The organism is Mesorhizobium sp. M1C.F.Ca.ET.210.01.1.1 (genome assembly GCF_004791585.1).
Classification (GTDB): domain Bacteria; phylum Pseudomonadota; class Alphaproteobacteria; order Rhizobiales; family Rhizobiaceae; genus Mesorhizobium.
In genome coordinates this window covers 59434-86016 of sequence record NZ_SRUU01000023.1, presented here as the reverse complement: position 1 = coordinate 86016, position 26583 = coordinate 59434, and the positions used below count along the sequence as shown (strand labels likewise).

Here is a 26583-nt window from a genome sequence, read left to right as displayed (position 1 = left end):
CAAGCAGCTAGATACGACAGGTGACCTCAAATGAGGCGTCTTGCATGGCTTCTACACCTGCCTGAATGCCAGAACTGCGTTCGTACCGCCCATGGCGAAGGCGTTGCTCATGGCGACGCGCACCTTGCGCTCGCGCGGCACATTGGGTGTGATGTCGAGGTCGCAAGCGGGATCTGGCTCGCGATAGTTGGCGGTCGGCGGCACGACGTCCTCTTGGATTGCCATCACGCAGGCGATCATTTCAAGCGCGCTCGCTGCGCCGAGGCAATGCGCGTGCGTGGACTTGGTGGAAGAGATGGACATCGAATAAGCGTGGTTTCCAAACACACGCTTGATCGCCGCCGTTTCAGTCTGATCATTGCTTTTGGTACCGGTGCCGTGCGCGTTGAGGTAGTCGACGTCCTCGGCATTCAGCCCGGCATCGGCAAGGCAGGCGCGCATCGCCGACGCTGGCCCCTCGACAGATGGCGCGGCAATGTGGAAGGCATCGGCGGAAAGGCCGACGCCGGCGATCTCGGCAAGAATTGTGGCACCACGCCTCGTGGCATGCTCGTAGCTTTCCAGCACGGCCATGCCCGCACCCTCGCCCAGCACCAGGCCCTTCCTATCGGCGGAGAAGGGCCGGCAGGTATCGGGTGAAAGCACGCGCATTGCTTCCCATGCTTTCAGCACGCCCCATGCGAAGGGTGCGTCGCTGCCTCCGGAAACCATTACGTCGGCCCGGCCCAGCTTGATCTGGTCCACCGCCGAGGCGATCGCATGGTTGGCCGAGGCACATGCGGAGGTCACCCCGAAGACCGGCCCGCGCAAGCCGAGGCTCAAGCTCACCTGGCCGGCGGCGGCGCTTGGCATCGTTTTGGGTACAGCGAGGATGCCAACTCGCCTCGCGCCGTCCAAAAAAAGGGCCCGGTAAGTTTCCTCCATCACATCCCAGCCCAAGCCGCCGACGCCCACTGTCGCGCCGAAGCGATGGGCATTCCCCTCGTCGCAGGAAAGTCCGGCCTGCCGCATGGCTTCGCGCGCTGCAAGCACGGCGAGCAAGCTGAAGCGGGCCATGGAGACGAACTGCTTGCGATTGATGTCGTGCTGGGGCAGCGCCTTGATCTCAGCGCCGGTCATGCCCTCCAGGTCATGAAGCTCGGAATTGGCGATCGGGCCGATGGCGGAGCGGCCTTCGCGCATCTCTTTCCACATAGAGGCGGCGTCGGTGCCCAGTCCGCACAGGCCGCCCACTCCGGTGATAACGACGCGCCTGTCCATTCAAGCCTCCTTCGCAAGCAAGCCGCGGACGGCTTCCACGACGTCGCCGACATTCTTGAGATTGGACCAGGCATCGGCCGTGTTCATGTCGATCTTGATGCCGTAGGCCTGCTCCACATCCCAGAGGACGTCCGCCAAACCCAGCGAATCAAACCCGAGCGCGTCCAGTTCCGTGGCGATTGTTATCTCGCCGACGAATGACGTAGGCATTCCCTCACCGCTCTCCGACTCGGCGCGTTTCTTGATCAGGGCAATGACGTCCGTTGCGAATTGATCGGCCATTCTGTTTCCTGTCTTTCTTTCCCGCGTTTCGACCTGGACGCGGCTCAGTTCCTGAGGCGCGCCGCGTCGCGAAAGCCATCACGCTTGGGCAACTGACAAAGCCCAATGCTCATAAAGCCGGATCAGGTCCGGCCGGTGTGTGGCGTAGGTGCAGTATGACGATGTGAGCCGCTACACCGTGCGCGTCTCCCAGTCTGTCCATAGGCTCGGAAGAAGTCGGACCCGGTCAGTTGCAACTCCCTTTCCCAGCACTCCACTGCCCGGTAGAGCGCATGAAAAATCTCCTTTCGGGCGGTTTCTTAAGACGCTCGCCACGCCATGAGGCAGTGGGGGCATCGGTGTGCGTCAGGTGCTTCTGCCCATGCAGGATTCCAGAACATTGATGAAATCGTTTGTTTCGATGAAAGGCATCCACACTTTGGATAGTTGACCACGCGTTTCAAAGATCGTGAACTACATCTCGTCGTTGTGCTCGACGCACTCCCGACAGAGCGCAACCTCATGGGCGCGGCATGCAGGATTAACCGAGCCCAGCCGGTCATGAGTGCGGCCGGCGCTCGGCTGCTCGATTATTTGCGCGATAAGCTCGCGACCATGTCCGCGGAGGTATTCAAACTTAACGCTGTGTCCGGGAGCTCTTGCCCTCCAGTTCGCGACGCTCTCCCGCCCATCCAGTGCTCGTTTATTTCGTCGGATAGTTTGACCCGGCTCTACCGAATCGCCGCTTCAGGATCATTCTTCCCGATTTCGTCACGCTCGTATTTTCTGCCGCGTCCTACACCGATTGGGCGCGAACAAAACTGAGCGCCTTGGAACCCGAACCCGTGCGTCGTGACCGGGAGCATCCGGGGCGAACTCATCCGCTCGGGGGCATCGCATCACCGGACGGCGACAGGCACGGTCGACCGGCATCTCGGCATCGGCTGGGAATTCGTCCATGGTCTGCATTGGCGACGACGCTTCCTGAGGCCACGTAGCCCTTATGCCAAGCTGGGCGCCCGGTTTGCGGCATCCGTGCCTACCCTCTTCGGACCTCGTGGGTTCCAACCGGCGACGAGGCGTGCATAGGCGCCCTCGGCCTGCTCCACCCAGCGGCGCTCTTCTTCCCGGTGGCTCTTTATGTTGTAGGCGTGCGCTCCCTTTTGGCCGCGCACAGCCTTGCTCCCGGCCTTGAGTTCCACATCGCGCAAGCTTCTTGGCATGCAGGGAGGGTCGAGCCTACGCGTAACTCTCGCCCTTCTCAACAGATGACAGATCACGACAGAGAGTTTGCGTGCGGTTGCCACGGCCGCGACATGCTGTCCGCGCCGGGCTCGCACGCCGCAGGGAGAAGGCTCGCAACGGTCCGGGAGCACGAGCGGCCGCCCAGGCCGCCTCGACGAGCATGCCGCGCGCATGACCACGGCCCTGCTTGGTGATCCGCCCATGGTAGGCCGGACCTGGCCGGACTGCTGGACGCTTGGGTTCAACCCGAGATAGGTCACGAGCTTCTGCGGATCGTCGAAGCGCGACACGTCGCCGATCGCCGCCCTTCATCGCCAGCGCGACGGTGATGTCGACGCCGGGAATGGTCATCAGCCGCTTCACGCCTTCATCCTCGAGAGCCGAGCGGACAAGATCGCGTTCGATGACCTGGAGGTCTTCGCCCAATCGGTCGAACTCGCGCAGATGCCCATCGATCGCGAGGCGCTCGTCCTGCGGTACGACCTGCTCGATTACCAGGTCCGACCCTTGGCGCCGCACAGGTCGGCATGCGGGCAGGACGGATCAGGTGGCTATGAAGGATCGACTGGATGACGCTCTTCAATCGAGATCTCTGTCGGACAATCTGATTGCGCCGTGTCACCTGTCGACGCAGAGCCTGCGTCGGCTCGTCCGCAATCCAGACTTCTGGCAAGAAGCCGCTGGCATAGAGCTGCGCAAGAACGTCGGCGTCGATCGTCGTTTTGATCTTGGCATAGGCAACGATAAACACCTGTTTCGGCTTGGCGATCCCCACCTTCTTCACATGCGGCGCAATCACAGCTGCAGCGGACGTCGCGCTGCCGGTGGCCTCGATCACTCCTACATCGTTCGGCGACAGCTTCGCGGCGAACGCCGCCAGCAGATCGCGCCGCATGTCGACGCGGCCGAGTCGCCTGAGCCTGCCCTCCTCCCATGCCACTGCTTCGGCGAAGGCGCGGTGAATATCCAGTCCGATGATAAGCATGCCCGTTCCTCCTTCTTGGCTCGGTCAAAGACGGGAGCTGGCGGGCAACACGACATCTACTGATCCGCGCTCGCAGCGCATCCGGGAAAGTCGCCAGGGGCGCCATGTAACGAGCTCGGGCTCTCAGCCCACGGTCTATTGACGGCCTGCCTGCACCTTTGTGCTCCCGGTGCCCCACGTCCCGGATGGGCTCACCATAAGGGCGTTCCAAAACAAGAACAGCAGGACGAGAAGACACCACAGATCACATACCGGATAGCGGCAAGGCCAAGCGCTTCGTTCAGATAGGCTTGCGCCAATGGGCTTAGGCCGAGCCTACAACAGCTCTCAAAAACGCTGCCGGACTGCTGCATTGGCTCGCCGATACAATTGGCACAGGCCTCACGGCAGCTTAGGATCAAACCGCCCATCAGTCGCCTCGGACTGGAAAGGTGCACCCTATTAGATTCCACGCCCAGCTAGGTCGGGGCCGCCGAAGACGCTGGTTGATAGCCCGGCGCCATCGGCCCGGCGTTTCAAACTGCCAATCTCTGACCTGCACAGTACGAACGATTGCTCGCTTCGGCAGATCACGCGGCTCATATGTCGGACCTTAACGTCATCCATCATAAACTTTTTGCGACAAAAGATTGCAAGAATGCTAAATTGTTAAAGTCGTTTGTTTCGGTTAAAGGCATCCATCCCATGGATGGCTGATGACATGCGTTTCAAAGGACTTGATCTAAATCTCCTCGTTGTGCTCGACGCACTCCTGACGGAGCGTAATCTCTCGGCGGCGGCACGCAGGATCAACCTGAGTCAGCCCGCCATGAGTGCGGCCGTCGCCCGACTGCGCGATTATTTCCGCGATGAACTGTTTACGATAAGAGGTCGCGAACGATTTCTAACCCCGCGTGCGGCAGCATTTGCCCCCGCAGTTCGCGACGCTCTCCAGCACATCCAGTGCTCGATTATTTCTTCGGATCCGTTTGACCCAGCTCGAGCCGATCGCCTCTTCAGGATCATTCTTTCCGATTTCGTCACGCTCGTGTTTTTCGAAAAGCTTGTGGAGCGTATTTCACGGGAAGCCCCCGCCGTCAGCTTCGAACTGCTGCCTGTCGACGATAGCCCCGATGAGCTTCTCCGGCGCGGTGACGTCGATTTTCTAATTCTACCGGATATGTTCACGTCGAGTGTGCATTCAAGCATTGCGCTGTTTGACGAGAAGCTCGTGTGCGTAGGCTGTCCCACAAACAAGCAGCTGCCACAGCAGCTTACATTCGAGAGATACATGTCGATGAGGCACGTCGCGGTCAGGTTCGGGCGTACGATGAAGCCGTCTATCGAGGAATGGTTTTTGCTTGAGCATGGCCTTAAGAGACGTGTCGAGGTCGCCGTGCAGGGCTTCAGCATGATTCCACCTATGGTGTCCGGCACAGCTCGTATAGCGACCATGCCCTTACGGCTGGTCAGGCATTTCGAAAAAACGTTCCCCCTGCGGGTTATCGAACTTCCGCTGCCATTTCCCACATTCACCGAGACCCTCCAATGGCCGGCCCTCCACAATAGCGATCCGGCAAGCATCTGGATGCGGGAGATAATGATACAGGAGGCATCTCGGATGGCTGCCCCGCTGTGAACCCTCGGAAAATTCAGGCGCACCTATAGTCACTACACCTGTCACCATCTACTTTGACGACAATAGCCCTCGCCGGATAAAGTCGATGCTGGCGGCAAGTGCGCCTGCGAGATCGTCCAGAGAATGGACTTCCTCGATCAGCTCGAACGAGAAAGGTCCCGCGTAGCCGCCATCCAGCAGCGCCTGAATCTGGCTGCCATTGTCGGAACCTGCAAGAAAGCGATCGGGGTAAATCCAGAAGGTCGGGTCGTTTACGCTTGAAATGTGCACCAGGCCGGTAAGCTCGCAGAACAGGCATGTCTCCCCGGCCAGGGTGTGGTGGAACGTGTCGTGCACGAGGCGAAAGACGGACTGGCCATCAACCGCGGCAACGGCCTCGGCCGCTTCCTTCTTTGATCGAAGCGAGCAGGTTCGGAAACCCAGCGGCTCGATGAGACCGATCAGACCCCGCGACTGGAGGATTGGCTTGATCTCGTTTAGAGCGAAACGAAGATTGTCCTGGCGCTCGCTATTGGTGGGCCACGAGCTGCGGTTGGCCGGCACCAACACGAGCGTCTCTGCCCCGCACGCCGTCGCATAATCGGCGAGGTTGCTTGCCTCGGCCTGACGCGTTGGAGTCCAGTCGTTGAACCGCTGCAAGGCGTTGACAGAGATGATCGTGACGCCCGCTTCGGTAGCGGCAAACCGAACGTCCGCAGCCGGAATGCCGCGTGCGACAGGATTGCTGAAATGAGGGTAACGGATTTGGACGTCGGTCAGGCCTTGGTCACGGGCAAGCGCGAAAAGCGCACTGACGTCAAGGCGGGGCGCCGCCATGTGATCGAGTGCAAAGCGGGGCGATACCTGGCGCATTGCTTGACTTTCCTTCCATGAAGCGCGGCTGCCATTTCGGCATCCGGCTTCTTTCAAGACGGAACCACGCCGGTTCACAGATCGGACAGAGACGGCCGAGTCAATCGAGCTTTCCTTTCATCGGTGAAAGGAAAATGGGCGCTCATGATAGAAATCCATCAAGGTCAAATATTTTCCGGAAGATAAATGTCGAACGGCAGAAATGTCTGCCCCGGGCTCTCCGCGACGCCGGCTTTGATGGCCCGCTCCATTGCCATTATCAGCTCCTGGCAAAGTCGGCGCATTGGCGTGCCGACCGCCATCGTCAAGATGTCATCCGCAAGCGCCCCACGTGACTGCGGCGTCATTTCACTCACGATCGCGACGAGATCCTGACCGCTCCCCTCTTCTCGGAGCGCGGAAATTGCTCCCTCTATACCCCCGCCGGCCATATAGAAGCCGACGAGCTCTGGTTCCCGCTGCATAAGATCCAGCAATTTTTCGTAAGTGAGCTGCCGTTCATCAAGGTTCACGAGCGGATCAAGCACCTCGAATTTGGGCGCGTTCTCACGAAAATAGGCACGAAAGGCCGTTTCCCGCGTCGCATGCGCCTGGAAGCGATGGCTTCCGACAAACACCGCCACCTTGCCGGGCCGTTTTGCGGCCTTGGAAAACACCCAAGCGGCAGTCCGTCCGACCTTGCTGTTGTTGAGGCCGATGTAGCCCTCGCGCACGCCATCGGCGAAGTCGGATAACAGCGAAAATACCGGGATACCTTTCGCCTTGAGCTCCTCGACTGATGCTGTGATTTTCGGGTGATCGGCCGCCACCATGGCGATCGCCTGGCAGCGGCTTCCAAGGTCCTTAAGAAGCGGGAGCAGGTCACGCGGCAAATGTGACTGCGCGAACTCGATGATCGGAAGGCCGTGGAAGGATTTAGCCATACTGACCGACTCTTCAATATTGCGAGCGAAATCTTGGTAAAAATCGTGGGCAGGTTTTCTCAAGATGAAGCCCAGCTTGTAGTGCGGCAGGTGCTGCTGCAAGCGCTGTTTGATGAGACCGGCAGCATGATAGCCGATCGCGTGCGCGGCCGCATGGACCCGCTGGGCGGTCTCCTCTCGCACCGGAAGGCGGACGTTCAGAACCCGATCGACTGTTGCTACGCTGACTCCGGCTTCGCGGGCGAGATCGGCAATTGTGACGCGCTTTCCCCTAGCGATTCTGATCGGCCGGTCCTCCGTCATCCGGTGCGATCCCGCGACGGCTTGGGGCGGCAAGCTGAAATAGTTACCACACCCCACGGTTGATAACGCATTCGACGAACAGCGCTCCATGCGGACCCAGATGAGTTTCCGTGAACCGTTCGTTTGCTTAGGGGCTTCATGGTGTTGTATTACTCTCCGCGTTAGTACACTATTTCCAGCGCTCTTTGGAGGCCGGCAATTCGACTGCTGTGAAGGCCGTGACTTACACGTCGCGCTATTGCTTGCTTGCGGGGAGCCCGTTTGATGTAACCCTAACCGCGGAAAGCGGCTTCCATCCGGGACTGGTCCAATTCGCCTTCCCAGCGAGCGACAACGAGCGATGCCACCGCATTACCGACTAAATTCGTCAGCGCGCGGCATTCCGACATGAAGCGGTCCACGCCAAGAATTAGAGCCATTCCGGCAACGGGAACACTCGGCACGACAGACAGAGTAGCGGCCAATGTGATGAAGCCGGCGCCGGTGACGCCTGCCGCACCCTTCGAGGAAAGCATCGCAATTAGCAGCAGGAGGATCTGATCGGCAATTGACAAATCTGTGTTCGTCGCCTGCGCGATGAAGAGGGCGGCGATCGTCATGTAGATATTGGTGCCGTCCAGATTGAATGAGTATCCAGTAGGGATGACGAGACTTACGACCGAACGCGCGGCGCCGGCCTTCTCCATCTTCTCCATGAGCGAGGGCAGCGCGGCCTCCGAGGAGGACGTTGCCAGGACAAGCAGCAGCTCGTCCTTGATGTAGCGGACAAGAGAAAAGATCGAGAAGCCGTTGCAGCGGCAGACCACGCCGAGAACCCCGAACACGAAGAGGAAGGCGGTCAGATAGAACGTCGCGACCAGTATCGCGAGGTTGGCCACCGAACCGATTCCGTATTTGCCGATCGTAAAGGCCATAGCGCCGAAGGCGCCGATGGGTGCAGCCTTCATCAGAATGCCGACGAGCTTAAAAATGGGGGCGGTGAGCGCCTGGAGAAAGGTAACGACCGGCCTGCTCGTCTCTCCGGTCATCGCCAGAGCAATGCCGAACAAGACCGAGAAGAACAAGACTTGCAGGATGTCGCCTTCCGCGAAGGCACTGGCAATCGTTGACGGGATGATGTTCATCAGGAAGCTGGTCACGGACTGCTCGTGAGCCGTGGCCACATAGCCCTTAACGGCTTCGACATCGAGCGAGGCCGGATCGATGTTGAGGCCGGCGCCAGGCTGAACGATATTCGCGACAATCAGCCCGACAACGAGTGCAAGCGTCGAGAAGGTAAGGAAATAAACCATCGCCTTGGCGGCAACTCGGCCGACCTTCTGCAGATCGCTCATGCCGGCAATGCCGGTCGCAATTGTCAGGAAGATGACAGGTGCGATAATCATCTTGATGACTTTGATGAAGGCATCGCCGAGCGGCTTCAGGCTTTGGCCGGTTTCCGGATAGAGGTAGCCAATTGCGGCTCCAAGGACCATGGCGGCAAGTACCTGCACGTAGGTCCGGGCAAAATGGCGCTTGCGGGGCGCTGCGATCGCGCGGGGGACTCTTGGAACCAACATCGTTTCTCTCTCCCTGACCGGATCGGGGTGGGGGCTCCTCCTTCTCCCATGCTGCGCTCCGGTCGAGCGCTGCTGTCATCTCGGAGCAAGCGCCGTGCCAACTGGACGCCTGTCCCGTCCAGCGAGATTGGTGCAGTTGCGCACTGGAACCCTCCACCTTGCCGGAATTCTGCACTCGAGGCTCGCCAAAGATCGCGTCTGAGGAAGTGCTTCATCAGAGAGGGAATTGACCAGGTCGCCTTGCGCCCGTGCCCTTTGATGTTCGCCGCAGATCGACTGCCGGTTGCCTTGGTGACTTTGGTTTGTCAGTTTTGGAACGGAATGCGCGCAAACTGCAGGATATCCTACACGCCCATCAGAGCACGCGGTACAAGCGATTAAGCGTAGGAGCGCATTGAATCTCCGAGGTCAAAAAATCTTGAATAAGGTCCGCGTGCGAAGTGAATCCGCAACTCGTCAAAGTTCTCCACCGTTTGATCAAGCGGTCGCGTTTCCTGGCGCTGCAAGATGGCGTTATCTGATGGCTCAAGCGCTGGAACGCCCAGGAAATCCCAAACCGCTCCCAAGCATTGGGCAGGTTCGTGAAGTAGGCTCTCGTATTCCATTACAAGCAGGTTGGTCGACGTGAAGGAGTCCATAACGCGAGCGTGAAAATCGTCGGCGGCTTTGAAATAAGCCTCACAGTCGGCGATTGACAACCTGACGCTCGGTGGCCGAGCGGTATCGTTGTCCGAGCTGAACTTCAGCCACTGACCGCTTTCCCTGGCCTGCACAAAGGATCGGAGCGATTCCAATACGTTTCGGCGAACAACGAGGATGACCTTGAGTGCTGGCCAACGAGCTAATTCCGCAAAGAATGCTGGACGCTCGCGAAACTGAGGTTCATTGATCTTGCAGCCAAGATGCGTCACATTCTTGTAGTCGCGCATAGGGCAGCGCACATAGGCAAGCTCAAGAAGCTCGCGATCCGTGCCTAGCAGGCGATCCGTGCTGGGCCAATTGGGATCATATTCGTTTAGCAACTCACCGTTACTCAGAACGGTCGGATGCTCGTTTAGCAATTCTTCTAAATAGTGTGTTCCGGTCCTTGGCATAGCAAGGATCACAAAAGGCTCAGGAGTTGGTTCGTTGTGGGTCATTGCATGTGTATCCAACTAAATAATGGCCGCGACGGTCTGGGGACGCGCACAAGAAGCTTGGCTGCTATCGCTTGAACGCTCCGGGTGGGTCCGCGCGCCTCACCACCCAGCCTGTACTCCGAGGTGTGGTCGCGAAGATGGGCGCGTGCCTGCAGCGGCTGGGTGGCGCCCGGCTTCGGCGTTGTTGTACCACTCGCGATTCCTGGCACACGCATGCCTCCGGGCCGCTGGGGGCAGTTTGCAATCCGGCATTGCGGACCTCCTTCTCGTTGATGGGCGTAGGTAAGCGTCAACGCATTAGTCGTCGATGAAACAGTCCAGCCGACAGAAAAAAAGGCAATACAGCGAACATGCAAAGTGCGCCTATATGCAGCCCTACATTGTCGCCCAGGCGGCCGAGCATCACCGGACGGATTAGATCGATAGAATTCGCCAGCGGCGAGAAGGCCGCAATCTGCTGAAACACTCCTGGCAATTGGCCGACTGGAAAAACCGCGCCCGAAAGGAACAGCATGGGTGTGATGACAAGCGTCTGATAGAAAATAAAATAGTGATAACTGGGCGCGAGCGCGATGACGAGCATGGCCAGGCTCGCAAAGGCGAACCCGGTGAGAGCGATGACCGGCAGCACGTAGAGAACCGACGTCCACGCGGCATAACCTAGCGCGGCGGCAACAATCGCAATTGTCGTACCGGCCAGAAAGGCCTTTGTGGCTGCCCAGGTCAATTCACCGAGAACGATGTCGCCGAGGGTAAGTTGTGTGTGCAGGATTGCTTCCCAAGTGCCCTGATCGCGCATTCGACCGAAAACCGCGTAAATTGTTTCGAAGGTTGATGCTGTCATCGCGCTCGTCGCAACCATGCCGGCTGCCAGAAAGGCGATGTAGGATGCACCTTCGATGCGGCCTACCAACAGTCCAAGGCCAGTGCCGAGCCCGAAAAGGTAAATCATCGGATCAGCAAGGGTGCCGAGCATTGAAGCAAATGCCACCTTCTTCCATGCCAGATGATTGCGGCGCCACACCGCGATCCAGTTCCAGGCGTTGGCGGGTAGAGCGGCCGCAAAACGTTCACCCATTGCTCACTTCTCCATCTCACGTCCGGTTAACCTCAAGAAAACGTCCTCCAGACTGGGTGGACGCTCTAGAATACGCAGACCCGCTCGACCGCGAAGCTGGATGCGCACATCCTCCGGCTCAGGCGCATAGCAAAAGAGCGTCTCGCCGCTTACCTCGACACGCTGAACGTACGGTCTGATCAGCGAAATCAGCTCCTGTGGATTGCCGCCGAAGATCTCGATCACGTTGCACCCAATGTACTCGTCGATCAGCGCATGAGGACTGCCCTCGGCGATCTTGCGTCCCCGCTCGAGAACACACAGCCGATCACAAAGCCGCTCAGCCTCTTCCATGAAATGGGTGGTCAAAATGATCGTTTTTCCGCTCGCCAGCAGGAAACGAAGTCGCTCCCAGATCAGATGGCGGGCATGCGGGTCGAGGCCGGTCGTGGGCTCATCCATCACAAGCAACTGGGGGTCGTTGATCAGAGCACGTGCCAGCGTCAGGCGCCGCTTCATCCCGCCGGATAGCAGGCCGACACGTGAATCCGCCTTGCTCTCAAGGCGAGCGAACTCGAGGAGCCGTGGGATGACGGCGTTGATCTCTCTTGTACTCATGCCGAAGTAGCGCCCGAACACCAACAGGTTCTCGCGTACCGTAAATTCCAGGTCGAGATTGTCGAACTGCGGGACCACGCCTATGCCCTTGCGGGCCAAGCGGCTGCGTGCCGGCACTGGTAGACCGAGGACTGTTATATCACCCGCGTCAGGCCGGGTCATACCGAGGAGCATACGCGCAATCGTGCTCTTGCCTGCGCCGTTCGGCCCCAGCAGACCGAAGCACTCTCCCGATGCAACGGTGAAGGACAGCCCGTCCACAACGAGCTTGTTTCCGAATAATTTGGTTACGCCGGTAAGGTCGATTGCTACATTGGACATGCGTCTATCTCAAGCGGAATGAGTCCGATTGGCCACCGGCAGCTTACTTGCGAATTCTGGTTCAGAGCAGGCCACCGCCTTGAGATGGCACCTTTGGAAAGTCGCGGCCGGAGCGACGCGTGTATCGCTTCCGCCAAAGAATAACGTCAAGATGCCACGTGTCGCTTCCAGATAGTTCCCGTTCTGACCATAGGTAACTCGAAAGCTTCACCCCGTGTCGACTGACACAACTTACTCGGTCACTCGGCGCTGCAAGGCCGTCAGACTTCACCAGCTGTGAGCGAAAGATCTGCAGTATGAAGTGACTCCGCAATTCCAGAATTGCCCGCAGCATTTGCTCCGGCAAGCGGCATCGCGCTTGTGATTTCCTTTGTGCTCCTGTTGGGCAGGGGAACACTTTTACGCGACAGCCAATCGCTATTGCTCAATGTACACAGGGCGTAAGCCTTCAAGGGGATCAACAGGAATATCCTGATTAACGCGTGCATTGAATAGCCGATGAATCGAAGCTGCCGAGTGCGGAAAGATAACACCGTAGATCTGATTATGGTCATCGTGACAATAGCCAGCACCGTCCACCAATTTACTGTATGTGAAAATAGTAGCTCACCGAGCGCCGTTACTACCGCGATGCCGAGCAACAATGGGCCGAGATTCTCTCCCATCACATCCAAAGTTAGATAGCGATCCAGGCCACGCAGTAGACCTCGCGCAAGCATCGTGTCCCGGAAGGTGCTTCGTGCCCAGCGGAGTTGTTGGCGCAAATAAGGTCCCATCTTGTCCGGAACGACTGTCGCCGCGACGGCACCTGGAACGTACTCGGTTCGAAAGCCTGCTTTCAGCATGAGGATCGTAAGATGACGGTCTTCACCGAAGTCGCTTGGTTTCCCCCTGAACAGCTGCGTCTCGTATTGATCCAGCAGAGAAAGGAGACAAGACCGGCGGTACATTGCACATGGGCCGCAGCAGCACATGACCGCACCAAAGCGACCTTGCGCCGCGCGCTCCTCATTGCAAGCCAGCCAGTATTCCATATCGATCAATCGGGTCAACCAAGTGTCGCTGCGGTTGTATGCCGTCAGCTGGCCCATGGCCGCTCCGACCATGGAATCCCGCATTTTTACTGCAAGCTTTGTGATGACGTCGGACGCAAGTGTCGTGTCAGAGTCGACGCTGAGCACGAAATCTCCAGATGAGCGGCGGATGGCGGCGATCTGCGCCTTGCGTTTGCCAACATTCTCGCGGAGCAGAATGAAATTGAATCTCGGGTCGCCCTCGTAGGCGTGATGTACCGGGATGACGGCATTACGATTTCCAGAACCGTCGTCAACCAGATAGACCTGAAATGTTCCGGCGTAATCTTGATTTGCAATGGAAGCTAAACACGCCGCGAGTGTGCGCGGGTCCTCATTGTAGCAGGGGATAATGACATCCACGCTCGGCCAACGGTCGGATCCGAACAAGCTTTCCGACGGCGGCGTAACATTTTCCGGTTGGGAGTAGACCGCTTGCATGCCTCTGTAAACAGTCGAGAGCACCGCATAAGACGAAACGGCAACAGTACTGGCTGTGGTGAGAAGGTCCATAGGATCTCTGTTTGTTCAGGGGTGTTGAGGAAGTGATCGGATTACAAATCCGCGGCCGTGCAATTCTGGAATTAGGCGTGACAACGCTGTCACCGTCTGGTCGCGCAGACTGGCTTGATTGCCTGGTTGCAATTCGTCGGGAGCGCACCCGTCGTGCAACAGCACGATTGCGCCCGGCCGGATATCGGCGAGCACTCTGTCGACGATGGCGTCAACGCCGGGGCGAGACCAGTCGCGTGGATCAATGGACCAATGGACGGGCGCCAATGCCGCACCCGCTGATGCAGCGATTACTTCTTCGGTCCAGATGCCATACGGTGCACGAAAGTACCGAACCATGGCCTGCGGGCAAGCCATCCCTATGACTCTGTTTGCCTCAACTATCTGGCAGTCGACTTCGACGGACCCGCATTTGGCCAGGTCCGGATGAGTCATCGTGTGGTTGGCTATACCGTGCCCGTCTGTAATAATTCGGCGAACGAGTTCCGGCTCGTCGGCCGCGTAGGCCCCAACAACGAAGAAGGTCGCCGTCACCTGATGTTGCGCCAGCACATTGAGTATCTGCGGTGTGAAAAATGAATTGGGACCATCGTCAAACGTCAGATAGACGCTGCGCTCTGCAGTGCCATCGGCATTGTCACTCTGCCCTTCGCATATGTAGTCCAGAGGCTTCATAGTTCCGGACCGTTCCGGTCGATCAGGGTACCGGACGGCCACTCGTCCATCGAGCGTCCGATCGGCGAAACCAACACGAGTACGTCTTCCAGGCGCGTGGGCGGCAGGTCGGGATGCACATCTGGACGGGTCGATCGTACGCGAACGCCCGACACAATGTTCGCGAGGCCGGCTCTGCAGAATCTTTCGACATGGTTTCGCAGCGCGTGCCGAACCGTGCCGAAAGCGAATGGAACACCCAACTGATGGAGCACTGGGTACGCCACGCGCATCGAAAAACCGATTCCGAGCCCTTCAAGATCCGGACGAACCGCGTACAGGCCCAATTCAGCGACGATCAAGTCGACCTCGCCAACTTTGATGAAGCGCCGCAGCATGCCGATGTGAGCCGCTACCCCATGCGCGTCGTAGCCGATTGCGCGGAATTCCGGCCTCGCGCCGGCCCAACTGCGGCCGCCTTCGAATGGCTCCGCGTTGAAGGCGCCAGTCCGTCCATAGGTCTTTCGAAAAAAGTCGGAGAGTTCGACATGGTCGGCCAGTTGCAGCTCATTTTCCCAGCACAACTTCCAATCGACATTCGGGCGCATGGAAGACCTCACCTTGGAGCTGTCTGGTTGAGATAAATGTCCAAGCATTGGTTAAATAATTGGCATCGCACCAACGGGGCGTAACTTGTGGAGACCGCCGAAAGACCAAGCCGTAATGCAGATGCGACTGACTTTGTGCGCCCCGCACACCAGATGATGCTCCTCGGATCCAACGCAACCATGGGAACTACCTATCTTTCCAACTTGAAGCGCCTCTATGGGACCTGCAGCAAAAACGGTAAAATCCTTTGTTTAGATGAAAGGTATCCACGCTTTGGATAACTGGGCGAATGCGTTCCATATGGCTGGTCAATTATCGTCGTCACGCTCGAGGCACTTCTGACGAAGCGCAAAGCTCACGCCCGCGGCACGCGCGGCCGTTGCCGGGCCGCGCGATTATCTCCGTAAGAGCCGAGCGGAGCTCAGACACGACGATTGATCAGAATCTGATTCGCGGGTTCAGTATCTCTTTCGTGTATCCAGCTCTGGGCTGTCCTTTGGCGGGAGTTAGGTTCGCCCAGGTTCTGAGCCTGGGGCGTCGGCCCGTTCGCCGCACAGGCTCCTTCGCACATCGTCGAGGCCGAGAAAGAGGGGGCCACACAGCTCCCCCTGTACTTTCCACCACCCGACACCAGCGCTCACCCAGGGCGCCGGCCTTGCTCACCTCAACGGATAGCGCACTCGCGCCGCTTCACGATTAAAAGAATTCTACAAGCAGATGCCTGTTTGATCGTGAGACGTCCGCTGCCAATTCCCGCATCGCAGAGGCAGCCAATAGCGCTCGCTTCACATAGTGGTCCGGCAAGCAGCTAGATACGACAGGTGACCTCAAATGAGGCGTCTTGCATGGCTTCTACACCTGCCTGAATGCCAGAACTGCGTTCGTACCGCCCATGGCGAAGGCGTTGCTCATGGCGACGCGCACCTTGCGCTCGCGCGGCACATTGGGTGTGATGTCGAGGTCGCAAGCGGGATCTGGCTCGCGATAGTTGGCGGTCGGCGGCACGACGTCCTCTTGGATTGCCATCACGCAGGCGATCATTTCAAGCGCGCTCGCTGCGCCGAGGCAATGCGCGTGCGTGGACTTGGTGGAAGAGATGGACATCAAATAAGCGTGGTTTCCAAACACACGCTTGATCGCCGCCGTTTCAGTCTGATCATTGCTTTTGGTACCGGTGCCGTGCGCGTTGAGGTAGTCGACGTCCTCGGCATTCAGCCCGGCATCGGCAAGGCAGGCGCGCATCGCCGACGCTGGCCCCTCGACAGATGGCGCGGCAATGTGGAAGGCATCGGCGGAAAGGCCGACGCCGGCGATCTCGGCAAGAATTGTGGCACCACGCCTCGTGGCATGCTCGTAGCTTTCCAGCACGGCCATGCCCGCACCCTCGCCCAGCACCAGGCCCTTCCTATCGGCGGAGAAGGGCCGGCAGGTATCGGGTGAAAGCACGCGCATTGCTTCCCATGCTTTCAGCACGCCCCATGCGAAGGGTGCGTCGCTGCCTCCGGAAACCATTACGTCGGCCCGGCCCAGCTTGATCTGGTCCACCGCCGAGGCGATCGCATGGTTGGCCGAGGCACATGCGGAGGTCACCCCGAAGACCGGCCCGCGCAAGCCGAGGCTCAAGCTCACCTGGCCGGCGGCGGCGCTTGGCATCGTTTTGGGTACAGCGAGGATGCCAACTCGCCTCGCGCCGTCCAAAAAAAGGGCCCGGTAAGTTTCCTCCATCACATCCCAGCCCAAGCCGCCGACGCCCACTGTCGCGCCGAAGCGATGGGCATTCCCCTCGTCGCAGGAAAGTCCGGCCTGCCGCATGGCTTCGCGCGCTGCAAGCACGGCGAGCAAGCTGAAGCGGGCCATGGAGACGAACTGCTTGCGATTGATGTCGTGCTGGGGCAGCGCCTTGATCTCAGCGCCGGTCATGCCCTCCAGGTCATGAAGCTCGGAATTGGCGATCGGGCCGATGGCGGAGCGGCCTTCGCGCATCTCTTTCCACATAGAGGCGGCGTCGGTGCCCAGTCCGCACAGGCCGCCCACTCCGGTGATAACGACGCGCCTGTCCATTCAAGCCTCCTTCGCAAGCAAGCCGCGGACGGCTTCCACGACGTCGCCGACATTCTTGAGATTGGACCAGGCATCGGCCGTGTTCATGTCGATCTTGATGCCGTAGGCCTGCTCCACATCCCAGAGGACGTCCGCCAAACCCAGCGAATCAAACCCGAGCGCGTCCAGTTCCGTGGCGATTGTTATCTCGCCGACGAATGACGCAGGCATTCCCTCACCGCTCTCCGACTCGGCGCGTTTCTTGATCAGGGCAATGACGTCCGTTGCGAATTGATCGGCCATTCTGTTTCCTGTCTTTCTTTCCCGCGTTTCGACCTGGACGCGGCTCAGTTCCTGAGGCGCGCCGCGTCGCGAAAGCCATCACGCTTGGGCAACTGACAAAGCCCAATGCTCATAAAGCCGGATCAGGTCCGGCCGGTGTGTGGCGTAGGTGCAGTATGACGATGTGAGCCGCTACACCGTGCGCGTCTCCCAGTCTGTCCATAGACTCGGAAGAAGTCGGACCCGGTCAGTTGCAACTCCCTTTCCCAGCACTCCACTGCCCGGTAGAGCGCATGAAAAATCTCCTTTCGGGCGGTTTCTGTTCTGCCCATGCAGGATTCCAGAACATTGATGAAATCGTTTGTTTCGATGAAAGGCATCCACACTTTGGATGGTTGACACGCGTTTCAAAGATCGTGAACTACATCTCGTCGTTGTGCTCGACGCACTCCCGACAGAGCGCAACCTCATGGGCGCGGCATGCAGGATTAACCGAGCCCAGCCGGTCATGAGTGCGGCCGGCCGGGTCGGGCGATAGGCAGTCATGCCCTGCCCTTCCTGCGGGTCAAGCACTCCGAAAAAACATTTCCCCCATAAATGCTAGATCTTCCGTTGCCTTTTCGCGGGCTTCTGCGTGAGGTGAGGCACGCCATCCATGGCATGTGGCACACGCACGCGATGCCAGTGCACGGTCGTTTTCTCGGCAAGGCCGTTCTCTACCTCGACCCGCACGCGCTCGCCCTGACGGACCCGGATTTCCGGGCCTGGAACGGGCCTTCGGCGCGCAATCGAGCCCGGTTCACCCGGCCCAATGGCGTCCACTTTGGGGGCGCATGCACTGCAGACCCGCTGGACCTGATCCGGGAGAGGATGGGCGCGGCGATTGGAATAGCTATGAAAGCGCATCGGACCGTGGAACTGCGCGCGCAGACTTTCGGAGGAAGGCTCGCTTTTAAACGTTATCGTGCAACTCTGACCGTTCTTCGCCTTGGCGGGTGCCGCGGAAGAATCCCGGGTTCTGCGAGCGCTGCGAGAACACCTGCGGTCGATCCTGTACCACAATCTCGCGAAGCTCGATGCTCTCTACAAACGATGTCTTGGATTCTCACGCCCTTATTTCAGCACTTCGCTCGCTTGCCCGACTCGGCCGCGGTCAGCCTTCACCGCCAATTTTATTGGCGCAGCGACGTTCCTATCGGTTCAGGCGAAGCTTCTTGAACCTGCCGCTCTCTCGTTGCCCTGGCACGATTAATCGTCCTCTCAGTCTGTCATTGGCGGAGTCGCTCCTGAGGCGCGCGCCGGCGAGTTCGAGGAGCGCGTGGCTATCTCCTCGGTCCAGCCGGATTCCGCTGCGCGCTCAGCCAATTCCTGGAAGGCCGATTCCAAGGCGAGCTGGCATTGAAGGCCGCGGTCCGGATGGTCGACTAGCTTGGTTCCACGATCGCAATGCTTGATCGCTTCATTGCAGGCCATGGGCTCTCGCCCTCTCCTTTTGCCACACGAGGCGCCAGCTCACGTGTTGTGCGCCCCGGCAACCGCTTTCACCAGCCGCTCCAGCGATCCCGCGCGCTCCAGCTCCGCAAAGAATGATGCGGCGTGACGCTACCCAGCCGGTGCTTCTCGGCCATTTGCACACATAGGGATAGTCGACCATGAAATCGGACCGAGGCGAGGCGTTGGACGTTTCAGTCTTGGTCTGAATGCGCCGCCCACGAGCCGATCGGCCTTCTCGATGATTTGGCGCACCCTCGTTGTCGACAAGCCATGTTCCTGAGCCAGGTCGGCGAAACTCTTGCCCTTCAGAAAGCCGTCGACCAGGGCTATGTTCCTATCGACGGTCGGCTAAATCCCAGCAGGCGCGCGCAGTTTTCCGGCATCATTCCGTTTGTTCATCCGCTTGTCCGCGCCCCCTGCAAATCCTACCGGGCCAAATCGGTGCTTGGAAGACCCACTCATGTCATGGCCTCGGGAAAGTACAAGGCCGACGGTTATGTGAATACGAAAGATGCTGGCGATCACCATGATCGTTGGTGACCGCTGACCTCCCCAATGTCGGCTTCGACGGCACACCGGGAGCTCTCGGCAATGTTGAATAATTCCGTTTGAAGATGGTTGACTTCGTCGTCGAGGCTCGATCCATCAGGATCGGTATCGACGATTCTATATTTGAGAAACCCAAATTCGTTTGACTCGCGCAATTCGCTGTACGGCGTATCATCGCAAGCGCGGGATTCCGACATCCTGCGAAGTGCCCGCGTTGCTGGAATCGATTTTGCGGAAGTAAAAAGGCCCCGGCGCTGGGTCGGCGCGCAGGGCCTTCAGGCATGTACGAGCTACCAGCATGTCCAGTTATGATCGTGCGCTATCATAATGAACAAACGGTGAATGATCGCTATCCGAGGTGCAGGGCGGGCGAGATGGTGGGGCGGTGGGGGACCTGTACCGCTGCAGCGGGGCCACGAGCAGCGACTCGAGCCATGCGCCACGCTGCAGGACCTCGATTTCGGGCCAAGCCTCGAGCCCGCAACTCGCCTTGCTTCTCGGAAATCATAAGGCTTTGTGGGGCGGTTAAGCAGCGCGATATGGCCGCGGCGATACGAAGTTTTCATCTTTACCCTGTTCAGACGGTCAGGCTGCCTTCGCCGCCGGCTTGGCTGCCTTGACATGGGTTATACTGCGGCGACCGTCGACGCCGATCGGAACGTCACCGTCAACCGTAGCGCGACGCACAACCCGGTGCTGGTCGCCATAGTCGTTGACCGCATAATGCTGGTTAGCACGGTTGTCCCAGATAGCGACGTCGCCTACTTGCCAGCGCCACCGCACGGTATTTTCCGGGGCAGTGACGTAGGACTGGAACACCTCGTAGAGTTTGGCGGAATCGCTCTTGGAAAGGCCGACGAGGCGCTGCACGAAATTGCCGAGCAGCAGCGACTTCTCCCCGGTTTCCGGATGGACGCGCACGACCGGATGCTCGGTCTCGTAGATCGTCGATGTGAAAACTTCCTCGAAGTGCTTCTTCTCTTCGGCTGTGGCGCGCGGGCGCACGGCTGCGTAGTCGTAGGCATTGCTATGAATAGCCCACAGATTGTCCGCCAATATTTTGAGCGGCGCCGGCAGATTCTCGTACGCGGCGTGCGTGTTGGACCAGATCGTGTCGCCCCCCGCCGCCGGAATGACGACGCCACGTAGGACCGAGAATTTCGGATAGGCATCGACGAAAGTCACATCGGTATGCCACTGGTCTGCCCTGCCACCGCCACGGCCGGAATCGAGATTGAGGATTGAGGCCGTGCCGGCTGCCGGCCCCTGCGTGGGATGAGGTACAAGGTTACCCAGACGCCGCGCGAACAATTCCTGCTCCGCATCGTCGAGATGCTCCTGGCCGCGGAAGAAGATCACCTTGTGTTTTAGAAGAAGCTGGTTGATGGCTGCTATCGCTGCGTCCGAAAGGTCTCCACCAAGGCGAACTCCTCTGATTTCAGCTCCAACACGGCTGGTCAGCGGTACAACGTCGGAGTCAGGAATTCTCTTCGTCAAGCTCGAAAGCCAAAATCCCGGCGGATCGATCAAGGATCGCATTGCGTTGTCGATGATCGTTAATGCCGAACAGCGTGGCCAGCTCGCGCCGGGCGGTACAATCATCGAAGCGACCGCTGGCAACACAGGGCTCGGCCTGGCCTGGCGGCACGAAGCGCGTGATCGCGTGTCCAAAAGCTGACAGCGTCAGACAAATGTCAGGTTCATTACAACCAACATCTGGGCACTGACGAGGTTTTTCGAAGCAATGGGCGCTAACTGCGCGCTGAGCGCGTTGGCATGGCTTTTGAGACTGAGTGACTGTGACTGCACTTAATGGGGCAAGACGAGCGATGCGCTCCTCCCTGAACCCGTGTGCCGTCTCTGAGAGGAAACCAGCTCGTGCAGAAACCTTTGGAAATAGCTTTGGACCGCAACGTGGTATTGCAGATGGAGTCCCCGGCTCCTTCGATTAGAGTCGAGAACTGGCTGCATGGCGAGCCCCTCACGAGCTTTGAGCCCGGCAAGTGTACATAGTCGAATTTTGGGCAACTTGGTGCGGCCCATGTGTGGACGGGATGCCCCATCTGATCCAGCTGCAGGGCGTCGCCAGGCGCGCCATCTGGACAGCAGGAGCTGGACTATGGGCAAGGTAACAGGCTTTCTCGAAATCGACCGGCAGGTGCACAAGTACCAGCCGGCCTCCGACCGCATCCGGCATTTCCGTGAATTCACGCTGCCGATGTCGGACAAGGAGGTCGAGAAACAGGCCGCGCGCTGCATGGATTGCGGCATTCCGTTCTGCCACGGGCCAACGGGCTGTCCCATCCACAACCAGATCCCGGACTGGAACGACCTCGTCTACAATGGCGACTGGGACAATGCGATCCGCAACCTGCATTCGACCAACAATTTCCCGGAATTCACCGGCCGCATCTGCCCCGCACCTTGCGAGGAAGCCTGCACGCTGAACCTCGAGGACATTCCCGTCGCCATCAAGACGGTCGAGCAGGCGATCGCCGACAAGGCTTACGAGACCGGCCATATCAGGCCCTATCCGCCGGAGAAGAAGACCGGCAAGCGCGTCGCCGTCATCGGCTCCGGCCCGGCCGGCATGTCGGCTGCCCAGCAGCTCGGCCGCGCCGGCCACGACGTCCATGTCTATGAGCGCGAGAGCCGGCCCGGCGGGCTGATGCGTTACGGCATTCCCGACTTCAAGATCGAGAAGCACTATATCGACCGGCGCATCGAGCAGATGCAGGGCGAGGGCGTCACCTTCCATTGCGGCGTCAATGTCGGCGTCGACAAGCCGGTTGCCGAGCTGCTCGCCGAACATGACGCGGTGCTTTATTGCGGCGGTTCCGAAACGCCGCGCGCGGCCGGCATTCCCGGCGACGATCTCGGCGGCGTGCATGACGCGATGCCCTATCTGGTGCAGCAGAACAGGCGTGTCGGCGGCGAACCGATCCAGTCGGTGGCGTGGCCGTCGCATCCGATCCTCGCCGGCGGCCAGCATGTGGTCGTCGTCGGCGGCGGCGATACCGCGTCCGACTGCGTCGGCACCGCCTTCCGCCAGGGCGCGGTCCGCGTCACCCAGCTCGACATCCGTCCGCAGCCGCCGGAAAAGGAAGACAAGCTTTCGGTCTGGCCCTACTGGGCGACCAAGATGCGCACCTCGTCCTCGCAGGCCGAAGGCGCCGAGCGCGAGTTTCAGGTGGCGACGCTCGAGTTCATCGGCGAAGACGGCCAGCTGACCGGGGTCAAATGCTGCGAGGTCGACGAAAAGCGCAAGCCGATCGCCGGCAGCGAATTCGTCATTCGTGCCGATCTCGCGTTCATCGCCATCGGCTTTGCCGGGCCAGCCGCTCGCGGGCCGGTGTCGGAACTGGCCGGCCAGATGAAGATCGCCATTGACAGCCGCCGCTCGAAGAATGTCGAGGCCAATGACCGGGACTACAGGACCAGCGTCGAAAAGCTCTATGCGGCGGGCGACGTGCGGCGCGGCCAGTCGCTGGTCGTCTGGGCGATCCGCGAGGGCCGCCAGGCGGCGCGCGCCATCGATGAGGCGCTGATGGGATCGAGCGTGCTGCCGCGCTGAGTCCGTCTCGAGACCCTACTTGTGCGGCCACCTGAAGGCGCTTTCCGCCCTTCCGCTGCCCCGGGCAGCTTACGGACTGATCGCCGTGGTCGTTTCGGTTGTGGCCCCGGCCGCAGGCTGCCGCCTTGGCGGCCAAGAAAAATCGTCGGCGCGGCCGGGCGAAGCAGCGCTGGGTTTAAGTGCTTGGGGTGACACGGCGTGATCTCCGCCGTTGGCGGGAACAGGGCAGTGCAATAGTACTGCCCTGTTCCTTTTGATCAGAGGCCAGTGCGGATTTCTTCGGCAAGCGCCCTCAACGTCGTCTCGACGTCATCGCCGTTTGCCATCTTCTGCATCGCCACGGCCCATGCGTTCATGGCTTCGCCGAAGCCGACACGCGGTGTGAAAGCCAGCGCGGCTTGATCCTGTATCTTTTTGAAGCTGTCAACGAAGTTGTTGAACTCGGGCTGCGAAGCGTACTTAGTCTAGGTATCGTCCTGCCAGGTCGACGTGCGCGGCGGATTGACGAGCTGGCCAGCAAGGGCACCCTTGAGCGCCACCTGCTTGGAGGTGGCCCACGGGATGAACAGCCAGGCCGTGCCCTTCTTTTCGGAAGCCGCGTTCATGGCGAGAGCCCAGATCCAGATGTCAGAATCCAAGCTCGTGGCGCTCGGTGCGTGCAGCGGCGGAGCGAAGGCGATCTTGCCGGATGCCGGCTTCCCCGCAACATCGTTCCAGAAGCCGAACATTTTTGAGTCGATCGTCATCGCGGTGCGGCCGGACGAGATGCCGTCCACGACCTGGTTCCAGTTATCATTGGCGAAGGAAGGAGCCGCGCACTTCTTGATCATGTCCGAATGTAGTCGTATCCAGCATCGGTAAGCTTCGGATCACTCAGGTATTTGTCCAGCAGGCGCCACTCGGAGCGAGGTCCTACGCGGGCTGAATGCCAGTGCCGAACACATCCCATGCTGGCGACTTCGTCGTCAGTTGGATCGTCATCTTGTTCCAGTAAGAATCGTCTGGGTAGAGTTCCGGCGTGACCTTGATGCCGGGTCAGCTTCTCGAACTCCGGAAAGTTGCGCAGCGAGAGCATCCGCATAGGGGTGGATGTCGTAGGCCCAAGTTATGCTGGTCCCTTCGAATTGACGCCAGTTCACGGTGTCGGCAGCGGCCGAATTAGTGAGCGATGCCGAAACGGCAAGAAACGCCAAGTCAAAAGCAAGCTGTTTGCGTAGCGACGCGCACCTGTAACGAGTACGGGGAATGAGCGACCCATGTAATCCTCCCTGGGGCATTTTGCCAATTTTTGGGTCCACTCCTCCATCCCGAGTTTGCTCATAGCCACAATAAGCGGTTTCCAACGACCTCGCTCTGAATGCACCAGGCCAACTGGGTAAAAACGGGTAACCGGCACTTAAAGGCGATGTAGTATCGCCACCAGAAATACTGCTCCGTGGTGCTGGCCTTTGCCTGGGGGCGCAACACGGCAACTACCCGCTCAAAACGGTTGGTCCTCTACCTCTTATTCACCGTCGCTTTCCTCGCGGCCTAACCCGGCCGGAATATCCGTTGCCAGAAAAAGGCCTCGCGGCCGGTTCGAGGCGCATCCCTCCTCCGAAGCAGCACGCTCAAGTATCGTCACAAGCCCCGAGCGCTTCGCGTTCGGCGATGTCCAAATTCCGACAATGTCGGATACAGTCAGATCTACTGGATTGCGTTTGAATGGTTTTCTCATTTGGCACAGTACATGCGGGTCATCCGCAAAACACGTGACCGACCAACAAGAGTTCGCATGATCACCTTACCACAACATACAGCCGCCGCGGAACAATCACTTGGCCCCTGATCGCCCGCCCCGGCACCACAACCGGAGTCATCGATGTTCTGACAGGCTGCCCAAGGATACCTGCTGCAACAGGGCTTGCCCTGGTGACGACCACTCCGGCTCCGCCGGTTACCGACGAGGGCAAAGTGACGGATTTCCTGCTTTTCAACGGCATGGAGGTGGCTGTCATTCCCGACCACCGCGCCGCTCGTCACCGATATGGTCTGGTGCAGGATCGGCAGCGCGGATGAGCCGCCGGGGATATCTGCATGTCTTCGAGCATCTGATGCTCAAGGCGCCTCATGACGAGCACGGCTCCGTCGCCTGGAGAGATTGAACCCAAAGGGAGATTCAGATGTCTGAAGCGAATCAGGAAAAGTTGGACGCATTCTTGGGGAAAATGGTCGGCGATCTCGGTGCGATCGCAACGGGCGCGGGAGTCCTGCTGGGGGACAGACTCGGCCTGTTTAAGGCATTGCGCGAAGGCGGCAAGATGACGGCCGCCGAACTTTCGACACGCACCGGCACCCAGGAACGCCTCGTAAGGGAATGGCTTTCCGGGCAGGCGGCGGCGGGTTACGTCGACTACGATGAAGCGAGCGACAAATTCTATCTCAACGCCGAGCAAGAGCTGGTGTTCGCTGATGAAGACAGCCCGGCCTTCATGGCAGGCGCATTCGAGTTCCTGTCCGCGCTGTGGCTCGATGAAGAAAAGGTGAGGCAGGCATTCCAGTCCGGCAAGGGCGTCGGGTGGCACGATCATAGCGCGTGTCTGTTTCGCGGTACGGAACGGTTCTTCCGTCCAGGCTACAATGCCAATCTGATCGACTCCTGGCTGCCGGCCTTGGAGGGCGTCGTCGAGAAGCTCGAACGCGGCGTGGACGTCGCGGATGTTGGATGCGGTCATGGTGCATCGACCGTGCTCATGGCACAGGCCTTCCCCAATTCGCGCTTCGTCGGCTTCGACTATCATGCCCCCTCGATTGAGCGCGCCCGCAAGGCGGCCGAGGTAGCCGGCGTCGGCGTTAACACGCGGTTCGACGTGGCGGCCGCCAAGAGCTATCCCGGAACGTATGACCTCGTCACATTCTTCGATTGCCTTCACGACATGGGCGACCCGACGGGCGCCGCCACCCATGTCCACGGATCGCTCAAGCCGGACGGCACGTGGATGATCGTCGAGCCGTTCGCGCATGATCATCTGGCGGCGAACCTCAATCCCGTCGGCCGCGTTTACTATGCCGCTTCCACTTTCGTGTGCACGCCCGCATCCGTGTCGCAGGAAGTCGGGCTCGCGCTTGGAGCCCAGGCCGGTGAGGCGAGGCTGCGCAAGGTTGTGACCGGCGGCGGCTTCAAGCGATTGCGTCGCGCCGCGGAGACACCGTTCAACATGGTGCTGGAGGCCCGCCCTTAGCGTGGCCGTCGCCAGAAATTGCAGCTCATCGCATTTGATTGAAGATCACCGCCAAAAATCCGGACGCATCGGGGACATTTTCAAGGCGCCTGGGTTCACGCAGAGGTCGCTGCCGAGTTGTGTGCCAAGAGTCCCATACGTTGCGGCTCAGAAAGGACCCGACGCACGGCTACGAACATGCCCATAGTGATGGCCGCTATAATCACATATGCCCACCATGGCGCGTTCACAAAGCTGGTAAGCCACGTCGCACCGAACGCGCTTACGACAAAAACGAGAGCCTCGATAAAATGACTGAGCCTGTACACATTCAGTCGTCTCATCCTCATACCACCCATCCAAAGACTGAGCTTGTTGCGCTACTGCGACAGAGCCTAACATATTGGAGAGCGCTCACTATTTCTATGCTAAACAGTCTCGCCTGAGTATATGT

General features: G+C 59.4%; 20 protein-coding genes and 6 pseudogenes. 8 read left to right on the top strand and 18 right to left on the bottom strand.

Annotated elements, in window-relative coordinates; genetic code table 11:
- Positions 1 to 51: 51 nt before the first annotated feature.
- The 4 genes and pseudogenes from EN853_RS23310 to EN853_RS35345 all read right to left on the bottom strand — a co-directional run.
- Positions 52 to 1260, bottom strand: coding sequence for a beta-ketoacyl-[acyl-carrier-protein] synthase family protein (locus EN853_RS23310; RefSeq protein ID WP_135861333.1), 1209 nt, complete (start codon positions 1258 to 1260; stop codon positions 52 to 54).
- A complete protein-coding gene (locus EN853_RS23305; protein ID WP_126057635.1) occupies positions 1261 to 1542 on the bottom strand; it encodes an acyl carrier protein in 282 nt (93 codons plus the stop codon).
- Positions 1543 to 2760: 1218 nt separating this feature from the next.
- The gene (locus tag EN853_RS35350) at positions 2761 to 3285 is read right to left on the bottom strand and encodes a transposase (protein WP_245265439.1); all 525 of its coding nucleotides are present in this window, start codon (positions 3283 to 3285) and stop codon (positions 2761 to 2763) included.
- Between the two features lie 91 nt (positions 3286 to 3376).
- Positions 3377 to 3751 (bottom strand): annotated as a pseudogene (locus tag EN853_RS35345) (IS110 family transposase); the annotation flags it as partial.
- Positions 3752 to 4451: 700 nt separating this feature from the next.
- On the opposite strand from EN853_RS35345, the gene EN853_RS23295 reads away from it, so the two are divergent.
- Positions 4452 to 5369, top strand: coding sequence for a LysR family transcriptional regulator (locus EN853_RS23295; RefSeq protein ID WP_024505887.1), 918 nt, complete (start codon positions 4452 to 4454; stop codon positions 5367 to 5369).
- Positions 5370 to 5417: 48 nt separating this feature from the next.
- On the opposite strand, the gene EN853_RS23290 is transcribed toward EN853_RS23295, so the two are convergent.
- The 11 genes from EN853_RS23290 to EN853_RS23240 all read right to left on the bottom strand — a co-directional run bounded on the left by EN853_RS23290 (position 5418) and on the right by EN853_RS23240 (position 17333).
- Entirely contained in the window at positions 5418 to 6221 is an 804-nt protein-coding gene (locus EN853_RS23290; RefSeq protein ID WP_024505888.1) for a TIM barrel protein, read from the bottom strand.
- A gap of 164 nt (positions 6222 to 6385) precedes the next feature.
- Positions 6386 to 7447: a LacI family DNA-binding transcriptional regulator gene (locus EN853_RS23285; protein WP_024505889.1), complete on the bottom strand. Its 1062-nt coding sequence runs from the start codon at positions 7445 to 7447 to the stop codon at positions 6386 to 6388.
- A gap of 272 nt (positions 7448 to 7719) precedes the next feature.
- Positions 7720 to 9006, bottom strand: coding sequence for a dicarboxylate/amino acid:cation symporter (locus tag EN853_RS23280; protein ID WP_126063813.1), 1287 nt, complete (start codon positions 9004 to 9006; stop codon positions 7720 to 7722).
- A gap of 377 nt (positions 9007 to 9383) precedes the next feature.
- On the bottom strand, positions 9384 to 10145 hold the full coding sequence (locus EN853_RS23275) for a sulfotransferase (RefSeq protein WP_024505871.1): 762 nt from the start codon (positions 10143 to 10145) through the stop codon (positions 9384 to 9386).
- 289 nt (positions 10146 to 10434) lie between these two features.
- Positions 10435 to 11223: an ABC transporter permease gene (locus EN853_RS23270; protein ID WP_029356621.1), complete on the bottom strand. Its 789-nt coding sequence runs from the start codon at positions 11221 to 11223 to the stop codon at positions 10435 to 10437.
- Between the two features lie 3 nt (positions 11224 to 11226).
- Positions 11227 to 12141 (bottom strand): nodulation factor ABC transporter ATP-binding protein NodI, encoded by a 915-nt coding sequence (nodI, locus tag EN853_RS23265; RefSeq protein ID WP_024505873.1) that lies wholly within the window; start codon positions 12139 to 12141, stop codon positions 11227 to 11229.
- A 260-nt stretch (positions 12142 to 12401) separates the two neighbouring features.
- Positions 12402 to 13727: a chitooligosaccharide synthase NodC gene (gene nodC / locus EN853_RS23260; RefSeq protein WP_032899868.1), complete on the bottom strand. Its 1326-nt coding sequence runs from the start codon at positions 13725 to 13727 to the stop codon at positions 12402 to 12404.
- Positions 13728 to 13742: 15 nt separating this feature from the next.
- Complete coding sequence (nodB, locus tag EN853_RS23255) at positions 13743 to 14402, bottom strand: chitooligosaccharide deacetylase NodB (protein WP_126057632.1); 660 nt, start codon at positions 14400 to 14402, stop codon at positions 13743 to 13745.
- Positions 14399 to 14989 (bottom strand): NodA family N-acyltransferase, encoded by a 591-nt coding sequence (locus EN853_RS23250; RefSeq protein WP_024505875.1) that lies wholly within the window; start codon positions 14987 to 14989, stop codon positions 14399 to 14401. Before EN853_RS23250 ends, nodB begins: the two co-directional genes overlap by 4 nt.
- Positions 14990 to 15842: 853 nt before the next feature.
- The gene (locus tag EN853_RS23245; RefSeq protein WP_135861332.1) at positions 15843 to 17051 is read right to left on the bottom strand and encodes a beta-ketoacyl-[acyl-carrier-protein] synthase family protein; all 1209 of its coding nucleotides are present in this window, start codon (positions 17049 to 17051) and stop codon (positions 15843 to 15845) included.
- Entirely contained in the window at positions 17052 to 17333 is a 282-nt protein-coding gene (locus tag EN853_RS23240) for an acyl carrier protein (RefSeq protein WP_029356603.1), read from the bottom strand.
- A gap of 370 nt (positions 17334 to 17703) precedes the next feature.
- Here EN853_RS23240 and EN853_RS34735 point away from each other — a divergent pair.
- Positions 17704 to 17832: pseudogene (locus EN853_RS34735) on the top strand (LysR family transcriptional regulator); the annotation flags it as partial.
- A 104-nt stretch (positions 17833 to 17936) separates the two neighbouring features.
- On the opposite strand, the pseudogene EN853_RS23235 reads toward EN853_RS34735, so the two are convergent.
- A pseudogene (locus EN853_RS23235) lies at positions 17937 to 18083 on the bottom strand (multicopper oxidase domain-containing protein); the annotation flags it as partial.
- 993 nt (positions 18084 to 19076) lie between these two features.
- On the opposite strand from EN853_RS23235, the gene EN853_RS34105 reads away from it, so the two are divergent.
- On the top strand, positions 19077 to 19346 hold the full coding sequence (locus tag EN853_RS34105; protein WP_024504272.1) for a hypothetical protein: 270 nt from the start codon (positions 19077 to 19079) through the stop codon (positions 19344 to 19346).
- A gap of 594 nt (positions 19347 to 19940) precedes the next feature.
- Here EN853_RS34105 and EN853_RS23225 read toward each other — a convergent pair.
- Complete coding sequence (locus tag EN853_RS23225; protein WP_024504271.1) at positions 19941 to 20894, bottom strand: TauD/TfdA family dioxygenase; 954 nt, start codon at positions 20892 to 20894, stop codon at positions 19941 to 19943.
- Between EN853_RS23225 and EN853_RS34730 the strand changes: the two are divergent.
- From EN853_RS34730 to EN853_RS23210, 3 genes and pseudogenes are all read left to right on the top strand, one after another.
- Positions 20809 to 20994, top strand: a pseudogene (locus EN853_RS34730) (pyridoxal-phosphate dependent enzyme); the annotation flags it as partial. The gene EN853_RS23225 and the pseudogene EN853_RS34730 overlap by 86 nt on opposite strands.
- A gap of 275 nt (positions 20995 to 21269) precedes the next feature.
- A pseudogene (locus EN853_RS23215) lies at positions 21270 to 21433 on the top strand (thioredoxin domain-containing protein); the annotation flags it as partial.
- A gap of 41 nt (positions 21434 to 21474) precedes the next feature.
- The gene (locus EN853_RS23210; RefSeq protein WP_024504270.1) at positions 21475 to 22929 is read left to right on the top strand and encodes a glutamate synthase subunit beta; all 1455 of its coding nucleotides are present in this window, start codon (positions 21475 to 21477) and stop codon (positions 22927 to 22929) included.
- A gap of 464 nt (positions 22930 to 23393) precedes the next feature.
- On the opposite strand, the gene EN853_RS34725 is transcribed toward EN853_RS23210, so the two are convergent.
- The gene (locus EN853_RS34725) at positions 23394 to 23759 is read right to left on the bottom strand and encodes an extracellular solute-binding protein (RefSeq protein ID WP_245454714.1); all 366 of its coding nucleotides are present in this window, start codon (positions 23757 to 23759) and stop codon (positions 23394 to 23396) included.
- A 1054-nt stretch (positions 23760 to 24813) separates the two neighbouring features.
- Here EN853_RS34725 and EN853_RS23200 point away from each other — a divergent pair.
- Both EN853_RS23200 and EN853_RS23195 read left to right on the top strand, forming a co-directional pair.
- Positions 24814 to 25034, top strand: a pseudogene (locus tag EN853_RS23200) (insulinase family protein); the annotation flags it as partial.
- A 57-nt stretch (positions 25035 to 25091) separates the two neighbouring features.
- Complete coding sequence (locus EN853_RS23195; RefSeq protein ID WP_024504268.1) at positions 25092 to 26150, top strand: class I SAM-dependent methyltransferase; 1059 nt, start codon at positions 25092 to 25094, stop codon at positions 26148 to 26150.
- The last annotated feature ends 433 nt before the right edge of the window (positions 26151 to 26583 follow it).

What these genes read in the sequence shown, in the direction of transcription:
- nodI (WP_024505873.1), bottom strand. Translation starts at nt 12,141, where the DNA reads ATGTCCAATGTAGCAATCGACCTTACCGGCGTAACCAAATTATTCGGA.
- EN853_RS23225 (WP_024504271.1), bottom strand. Translation starts at nt 20,894, where the DNA reads ATGCGATCCTTGATCGATCCGCCGGGATTTTGGCTTTCGAGCTTGACG.
- EN853_RS34725 (WP_245454714.1), bottom strand. Translation starts at nt 23,759, where the DNA reads ATGATCAAGAAGTGCGCGGCTCCTTCCTTCGCCAATGATAACTGGAAC.
- EN853_RS23195 (WP_024504268.1), top strand. Translation starts at nt 25,092, where the DNA reads ATGTCTGAAGCGAATCAGGAAAAGTTGGACGCATTCTTGGGGAAAATG.
- EN853_RS23280 (WP_126063813.1), bottom strand. Translation starts at nt 9,006, where the DNA reads ATGTTGGTTCCAAGAGTCCCCCGCGCGATCGCAGCGCCCCGCAAGCGC.
- nodC (WP_032899868.1), bottom strand. Translation starts at nt 13,727, where the DNA reads ATGGACCTTCTCACCACAGCCAGTACTGTTGCCGTTTCGTCTTATGCG.
- EN853_RS23250 (WP_024505875.1), bottom strand. Translation starts at nt 14,989, where the DNA reads ATGCGCCCGAATGTCGATTGGAAGTTGTGCTGGGAAAATGAGCTGCAA.
- EN853_RS34105 (WP_024504272.1), top strand. Translation starts at nt 19,077, where the DNA reads ATGTTCCTGAGCCAGGTCGGCGAAACTCTTGCCCTTCAGAAAGCCGTC.
- EN853_RS23285 (WP_024505889.1), bottom strand. Translation starts at nt 7,447, where the DNA reads ATGACGGAGGACCGGCCGATCAGAATCGCTAGGGGAAAGCGCGTCACA.
- EN853_RS23270 (WP_029356621.1), bottom strand. Translation starts at nt 11,223, where the DNA reads ATGGGTGAACGTTTTGCGGCCGCTCTACCCGCCAACGCCTGGAACTGG.
- EN853_RS23240 (WP_029356603.1), bottom strand. Translation starts at nt 17,333, where the DNA reads ATGGCCGATCAATTCGCAACGGACGTCATTGCCCTGATCAAGAAACGC.
- nodB (WP_126057632.1), bottom strand. Translation starts at nt 14,402, where the DNA reads ATGAAGCCTCTGGACTACATATGCGAAGGGCAGAGTGACAATGCCGAT.
- EN853_RS23305 (WP_126057635.1), bottom strand. Translation starts at nt 1,542, where the DNA reads ATGGCCGATCAATTCGCAACGGACGTCATTGCCCTGATCAAGAAACGC.
- EN853_RS23310 (WP_135861333.1), bottom strand. Translation starts at nt 1,260, where the DNA reads ATGGACAGGCGCGTCGTTATCACCGGAGTGGGCGGCCTGTGCGGACTG.
- EN853_RS23245 (WP_135861332.1), bottom strand. Translation starts at nt 17,051, where the DNA reads ATGGACAGGCGCGTCGTTATCACCGGAGTGGGCGGCCTGTGCGGACTG.
- EN853_RS23210 (WP_024504270.1), top strand. Translation starts at nt 21,475, where the DNA reads ATGGGCAAGGTAACAGGCTTTCTCGAAATCGACCGGCAGGTGCACAAG.
- EN853_RS23295 (WP_024505887.1), top strand. Translation starts at nt 4,452, where the DNA reads ATGCGTTTCAAAGGACTTGATCTAAATCTCCTCGTTGTGCTCGACGCA.
- EN853_RS23290 (WP_024505888.1), bottom strand. Translation starts at nt 6,221, where the DNA reads ATGCGCCAGGTATCGCCCCGCTTTGCACTCGATCACATGGCGGCGCCC.
- EN853_RS23275 (WP_024505871.1), bottom strand. Translation starts at nt 10,145, where the DNA reads ATGACCCACAACGAACCAACTCCTGAGCCTTTTGTGATCCTTGCTATG.